5 protein-coding genes are annotated in these 7,069 nt (G+C 48.2%); 4 read left to right on the plus strand and 1 reads right to left on the minus strand.

Annotation, left to right across the window (positions count from 1 at the left end; all coding sequences use genetic code 11):
• Window positions 1–1,475: MSCRAMM family protein (locus tag QT974_RS28510; RefSeq protein WP_333471757.1), on the plus strand; the 1,475-nt coding region annotated here is incomplete at its 5' end.
• 194 nt (window positions 1,476–1,669) lie between these two features.
• Window positions 1,670–2,530, plus strand: coding sequence for an SDR family oxidoreductase (locus QT974_RS28515; protein ID WP_333471758.1), 861 nt, complete (start codon window positions 1,670–1,672; stop codon window positions 2,528–2,530).
• A 281-nt stretch (window positions 2,531–2,811) separates the two neighbouring features.
• On the opposite strand, the gene QT974_RS28520 is transcribed toward QT974_RS28515, so the two are convergent.
• The gene (locus tag QT974_RS28520) at window positions 2,812–3,840 is read right to left on the minus strand and encodes a hemerythrin domain-containing protein (RefSeq protein WP_333471759.1); all 1,029 of its coding nucleotides are present in this window, start codon (window positions 3,838–3,840) and stop codon (window positions 2,812–2,814) included.
• Window positions 3,841–4,139: 299 nt separating this feature from the next.
• On the opposite strand from QT974_RS28520, the gene QT974_RS28525 reads away from it, so the two are divergent.
• Together QT974_RS28525 and QT974_RS28530 are read left to right on the plus strand one after the other, a co-directional pair.
• Complete coding sequence (locus QT974_RS28525) at window positions 4,140–5,405, plus strand: M16 family metallopeptidase (RefSeq protein ID WP_333471760.1); 1,266 nt, start codon at window positions 4,140–4,142, stop codon at window positions 5,403–5,405.
• 311 nt (window positions 5,406–5,716) lie between these two features.
• A complete protein-coding gene (locus QT974_RS28530) occupies window positions 5,717–6,988 on the plus strand; it encodes a M16 family metallopeptidase (protein ID WP_333471761.1) in 1,272 nt (423 codons plus the stop codon).
• The last annotated feature ends 81 nt before the right edge of the window (window positions 6,989–7,069 follow it).

Genomic DNA, 7,069 nt, shown 5'->3' on the forward strand with positions numbered 1-7,069 from the left:
AACCGATCTTAGTAACAGATTCAACCTATACACTGAAACCAAACGACCCTAAATTTGTAGATACCAACCGCGACGGTATTCAACAAACAGGAGAAGTTTCTATTGCCACAACGGGTGTACGCCCGATTTTTGCAAACACGCCTTTGTCTTTCCCAGCAACTAACCCCTCGCCAGCACTTACCTTTACTCCTGTGGGAGCTAATACTGGGACTGGAGCGAATGCTGGTGTGGGAAACACTCGACCTAACATCACTGTATTCAAATACAATGACCTGAACGGAAACGGTCGCTACGAGCCAACTCAAGGTGAAGCACCCCTGAGCGGTGTCTCTGTCTTCCTTGACACCAACAATAACGGGACTCCAGACGCCGGAGAACAACAAGTACAGACTAATGCTCAAGGCAGAGCAGCATTTACAAACCTGGCACCGGCCACTTACAACGTGCGGGAAGTCGTACCTGCTGGTTTCTCGGCTTCTACATCTGCTGTGGTTCCGGTGACTCTGGGCACTCAGGACGCTAACGTTACTTTTGCAAACACGCCGAACAGCAACATTACTGGTTGCAAATTTGAGGACTATAACCTCAACAGCTATCGCGACGGCAATGAGCCGGCGATTCCCAACGTTACCGTGTATCTCGATACCAATAACAATGGCGCCCTCGATGCAGGGGAACTCAGTACCACTACTGGTCAGTTTGGTACTTTTGCGTTCAACAATTTGCGTCCCGGTACTTACAACCTGCGAGAAGTGCCTCCCGCTGGTTTCTTCCAAACTACTCCAGCACTGAATATCGTTCTGGGCCCCAATCAAACCTTTACTTGCGCTTTGATTGGCAACTCTCGTCGCTATGATTTGTTAGTTCCCAAATTCCGAGATGACAACCGCAACGGGATACAAGACTCGGGCGAACCGCCTCTTGCCAATATCCCATTTACTTTGGATTTGAACCGGAACGGTCGCTACGACGCGGCAACTGAGCCGCTGGTAAGAACAAATGCGCAGGGAATTGCTCTATTCCCGAATTTGTTCCCGGCTACTTACTCGGTGTTGGAAGTCTTAGGAGATGCTAGCGTTCCCAACGATTTCCAGATCGCAACGGGGCCTAATCCTGTTAGCTTTAACGTACCGGGCCCCAATACTACGCCTTCGGTGCCACTACCGACTGCTGTTCCGGCAAGAGTTGCTTCTAGCATCGATCCTGTGACTGGCACTGATATGGCTGCTACAGTTAGCGCCGATCCTTTGACTAACGGCGGCAGTGCCGATGCTATGGTGAAGGCGAGCAGTATCGCTGAATTCGTCGTACCTGAGACAGCAGGCGTGATGAATTTTGATTTCACGAAGTTCAAAGACGCGGCGAATGCCCAGATTGCATCGTTTATTGCAGAGCAGGGTTTCAACGATCCTAAATTACTGTGGGGTGCTACAACTGCGACCGATAGCTCCAAGTTAGACTTAAGGTTGATTTAAGCCTCTAATTAGAGCCTCGGCAATTAGCAGCTAGCTAGTTTAAACTGCACGTCAAACATTGTTTTGGCGTGCATTTTGCTTTGAAAGCCGATCGCACAAACTGTCTTTAGTAATAGGCTTCTATCCGCAAAAAGAACGATTCGCCGCCCCCAGAAAACCTTTATTTATAGAGGTATAACTTAGAGGGATATGTTATGCCAACTCAACAACAAACTAATCCGGCTCAACATCAAGAACAGCAACCGGGCGTCGAAGCCCAAATGACGCCTGCACCTGAATCCTTTGCCTCCGAATATCGCGGTAGCGAGAAATTGCGCGGCAAAGTCGCCTTAATTACCGGCGGAGACAGCGGTATCGGGCGCGCCGTGGCTCTTGCTTTTGCTAAAGAAGGGGCGGACGTGGCGATCGGCTATCTCAACGAAGATGGAGATGCTAACGAGACTAAAGGGGCGATCGAACAACTCGGCCGCCGCTGTCTGGCGATCGCCGGAGACATCGGCGAAGAAAGCACCTGTCAAAACCTTGTGGAACAAACAGTTAAAGAATTCGGCCACCTCGACATCCTCGTCAACAACGCTGCGGAACAACATCCCCAAGAAAGCATCGAAGATATCACCGCCGAACAATTAGAGCGCACCTTCCGCACCAACATTTTCTCAATGTTTTACCTGACAAAAGCGGCTCTCAAACACCTCAAAGAAGGCAGTGCAATTATCAATACTACCTCAGTCACTGCCTACAAAGGCAACGAACAACTGTTAGATTACTCGTCCACAAAAGGAGCAATTGTTGCCTTTACTCGCTCTTTGTCTCAAAGTTTAGTTGAAAAAGGAATTCGCGTCAACGGAGTCGCTCCCGGCCCAATTTGGACACCGCTAATTCCGGCAACTTTCCCTGAAGACAAAGTTGCTAAATTTGGTACAGAAACACCCTTGGGACGAGCAGGACAACCCGATGAAGTTGCTCCCAGTTACGTCTTTTTAGCTTCAAAAGATTCGTCCTACATGACGGGTCAAATTTTGCATCCCAACGGCGGATCTGTGGTTAACGGATAGACACAAAGGACTTCAGTCCGCTTTTTTAAAGAAAGAAAGAAAGGACTAAAGTCCTCACTACGAACCTGGTTTGATCGTTCGGACTTTAGTCCTCTTATTGAAAAAAAGGACTAAAGTCCTCAGTACAAACCAGGTTTGTAGTAAGGACTTCAGTCCTGTTATTGTTGAAGCTTTGTGAGTTTTGACAAAACAGTAATCCCGCCAGGTTAGTAGCGGGATTGATTGGTTGCAGTTTAGCTATGCTCTAGTTTTACTAGAGTGGGAATTAGCGACCTGCTGAATTAGCTCATCTTAGCCATTTCTTGCTGAATGGTGTTCTTGGCTTCTTTGAATTGAGTAGCCATTTGTTCCATTTGTGCTTCGCTCAGGTTCCGGCGAATTTGAGGGAACATATCGTTTTCTTCTTCTTTTACGTGAGCCTGAACCGCTGTTTTGAGCTGTTGGATTTGACCTTTGAAATCAGAAGAACTGGGGTTGAGAGCCTTAATGTGGGCGAGCATTTGCTTCATTTCTGCTTGCTCGTTGTACAGTTGTTGAGTATCGCTGTAGTAGCTGCGGACTGCGGGATACACAATTTGTTCTTCTGCTTCTGCGTGAACGCTTAAGTCTTTGTAAAGTTGACCGAAGAATTCTTGCAGTTTTTGAGGATCTTCGGTTTTTTCGATTTCCATGAATATGGTATCGACTTTGCGGTGATCCATGGAGATGATTTCGGTGATGTTCATCTCTTCTTTGGTGCGGGTAACTGCACCGCCGATGATACCGCTCATGGCCGCCATCGCATCTTGGACGCGTGCCCAAACGCCTTGATCGGGGTCTTTTCCGGTGAGCTCGCGCACTCCCAAAATTTCCATAACTCCTTTGAGTTGTTCTTGGTGAGCGCGGTTTTCAAAGTTAACTGTGTTGAGGGGAACAATGGCGGCTTCGATGTCGGCGCCGACTACTTGAGCGGCTTTGTGAACTAACAAGCCGGCCATTGTTTGTTTGTGTTTGAGCAGTTCGTGCTGGGATACTTTTTCAAACAGTGTGAGTTCAGAACCTTTCATTAGTTTCTGAACTTCTTCGATCATTTTTGTGGTGGTTTCTTTAGGTTCGGATTGAACGCCGTATTGGATGATGGTGGTTTCCAATACGCCGAGGTTTTTGCGATCGTCCTCCAGCATATCCCGGAAGCGATCGCACAGTTCGGAGTCGTTGCAGGAATTGATGAACAATTGCTCGTTGGCGATCAGCAAGTTTTGCAGAGCTTTCATGTCTGCCAATTTCATCGCGATCGCTTGGCGCTTGGTATCTTCAAGGGTAGCTACCATCTGTCGTTTCTCCTCTCGATGTCTTTTGTGTTCTTACATCTCTTAATTTATGGAAATATTCTGATAACTTCCTCTTTCTGCCGACTGATTCGTTAATATCCCGCGCAACCTATTGACTTTTAACCCCCAAAATGGTAATAAACTAAGGCTCAAGGTTGTTTAAAAAAAAGTAAAAATTACTTCCTGAATGCCCGCTGACAACAGACAACTGACTTTTGTATCAATTAATCCCGATCGCACAGCAGTAAAGCGCTACCATAGTTGCAGCCGAAGTTAACTAAAGTTTAAGAAGAACTAGCTTGTCTCAACTGCTCGCTGCTTTAGAGTTCCCAGCCAATGTCTGGAAGCTGCACAATGGGTTAACGGTCATTCACCAGCAAATTGCAGCCACACCTGTGGTTGCGCTAGACGTGTGGGTGAAGGCTGGCGCTATGAAGGAGCCGGATGCTTGGTCTGGAATGGCTCATTTTCTAGAACACATGATATTTAAAGGGACGGAGGATCTCGCCCCGGGAGAATTTGACCGAGTAATCGAAAATCGCGGCGGTGTCGCCAACGCAGCTACAAGTCACGACTATGCCCATTTTTATGTCAACGCCGGGGCAGATTATTTAGCAGAAACGGCGCAACCGCTAGCAGAATTGCTGCTGCGCGCTGCGATTCCCGATGCAGAATTCGATCGCGAGCGAGATGTGGTACTCGAAGAAATCCGCCAAGCTCAAGACGATCCAGATTGGCTGGGTTTCCAAGCCATGATGGAAACAGTTTACCAGCAGCATCCCTACAGGCGATCGGTACTGGGAACCCAAGAGTTGCTGATGTCGCGAACTCCCCACGAAATGCGGTGTTTTCATCGATCGCACTATCAGCCGGAAAATATGACTGTGGTGATAGTTGGCGGGATTGGCGAAGAAGAAGCCAGAGAGATCGCAGGGAAAGCATTCGATCGATTTTCCGACAGGTGGGATTGTCCGAAATTTATACCAGAAGCCGAACCGCCGTTAGTAGAAACTCGCCGTCAGGAACTCCGTCTCCCCCGATTGGAACAAGCACGGCTGATGATGGCGTGGATTGGGCCGGGAGTTGAACAGTTGCAAAATGCTTGCGGCTTGGATTTGCTCTCGGTGTTGCTCGCAGATGGGCGGAGTTCGCGCTTAGTCCGGGAACTGCGGGAAGAATTACAATTAGTAGAGGCGATCGAAAGCTCTTTTTCGCTACAACGGGAATCGAGTTTGTTTACTATTTGTGCTGTCTTGGAAGCGGAAAATGTCGAACAGGTGGAAGCTCGGATTTGCGATCGACTTTGGGAATTGCAAATTGACCCAGTTTCTGAGCAGGAACTGATGCGCTGTAAGCGTTTGCTGTGCAACGATTTTGCTTTCTCCCTCGAAACGCCGGGACAGTTAGCTGGTCTTTACGGATATTACAGTACGATCGCTACTGCCGAATTAGCCCTCAGCTATCCTACCAGGATTCAGGCATTTAAGCCATCAGACCTCCAACGGCTAGCTCAACAATATCTTTCTCCGCGGCGCTACGCGGCTGTGGTGCTCAAACCAGTCTGATTGTTAAATCTGTGAAAATAAATATCTTTTGTACCGGATAAATCTTGGTTTGTCCGGGGTTTTCAGTGTTCCGCCCGCATCCAACCAGGTAGATGTTGTTACATAGAGAGGTTGTGGCTCAGGCCTTTCTGCGATCGGCGCGCACCCTACCGGATAGATTTTGTTACATTGAGATGTCGTGCTTCAAGCTCTACTGAGTCTGACAGCAGACAAGATCCAAATGGAAAATAGCAAAATGGCGATCGAGTAATTATCAATTACCTTTTTCCCAATTACCCATTCCCGATTACCAATTACCAACTAAATTAATCATGAAAAATGAAATTCAGCGCACGGTTTTAGACAACGGTATGGTTGTCTTAGCATCAGAAAATCCAGCAGCAGATATTATTGCGGCTAGGATATTTCTGCGCGCCGGTAGCCGCTGCGTACAGCCCGAACAAGCAGGATTGTGTCACTTGCTGTCGGCGGTAATGACCAAGGGAACCGATCGCCTGTCTTCGCTAGAAATTGCCGAACGTGTAGAATCGGTAGGAGCCAGGTTGAGTACCGACTCGACTACAGACTACTTTTTAGTGAGTTTGAAGACGGTTGTTGCCGATTTTCAGGACATTTTGGAGTTGGCGGCCGAATTGATGCGATCGCCCACTTTCCCGGAAGCTGAAGTCGAACTCGAACGCCGGATTGCGATATCGGCAATTCGATCGCAACAAGAACAACCATTTGCGATCGCCTTCGAGCAATTGCGACACGCCATGTATCAGGAACATCCCTATGCTTTCTCCACCTTGGGCACGGAAGCTACAATGTCAAAGCTCACCAGAAACGAGCTCGAACAGTTCCACAAAACCTATTTCCGTCCCGACAATGTAGTTATTTCGGTAGCCGGCAGAATATCTACCGAAGATGCGATCGCCCTGATCGATCGTACTTTTGGCTCCTGGAAAGCGCCTTTAACACCCCTGCCTACTTTAACTGTCCCCCCCCTCACAGCCTCCCCACAATCCGTGGCTAAAGCGCAAGATACCCAGCAATCAGTGATTATGCTGGGCTACCTCGCACCCTCAGTCAAAAATCCCGACTATGCAGCGATTAAGTTGCTGAATACCTATTTGGGTAACGGTTTGTCGAGCCGATTGTTTGTGGAATTGCGGGAAAAGCGGGGCTTGGCTTACGATGTTTCCGCGCTCTACGCCACGCGCCTAGACACCGCTCAGTTTGTGGCGTACATGGGTACGGCGCCCGAAAATACGGTGACTGCTTATGAAGGATTGCGCACTGAGGTCGATCGACTAGCCAACATCCAACTCGACGAAGAAGAATTGCAAGCTTGCAAGAATAAAATGCTCGGTCAATATGCTTTAGGAAAACAAACTAATTCGCAAATTGCTCAAGTTTTAGGTTGGTATGAAATCCTGGAATTAGGAATTAAATTTGACCAGGAATTTCAAGCAGAAATTGCAGCAGTTACGACTGCGGAAGCTCAGGAAGCTGCTAAGAAATACTTCATCGAACCGTATGTTTCTCTAGTTGGGCCGGAGGCGGCGATTCAGGAATTGGGTGTAGCTGCGGCTGTTTGTTGAGGAATTGGGCGAGTTAAGTAAGGTGCGTCAGATTGGGTGATTTGGGCGATCGACCAACATTCACGCTCTGACGCACCCTAC

Source organism: Microcoleus sp. BM001215392 (assembly GCF_036700185.1).
In the GTDB taxonomy this organism is placed as follows: Bacteria; Cyanobacteriota; Cyanobacteriia; order Cyanobacteriales; family Microcoleaceae; genus Microcoleus.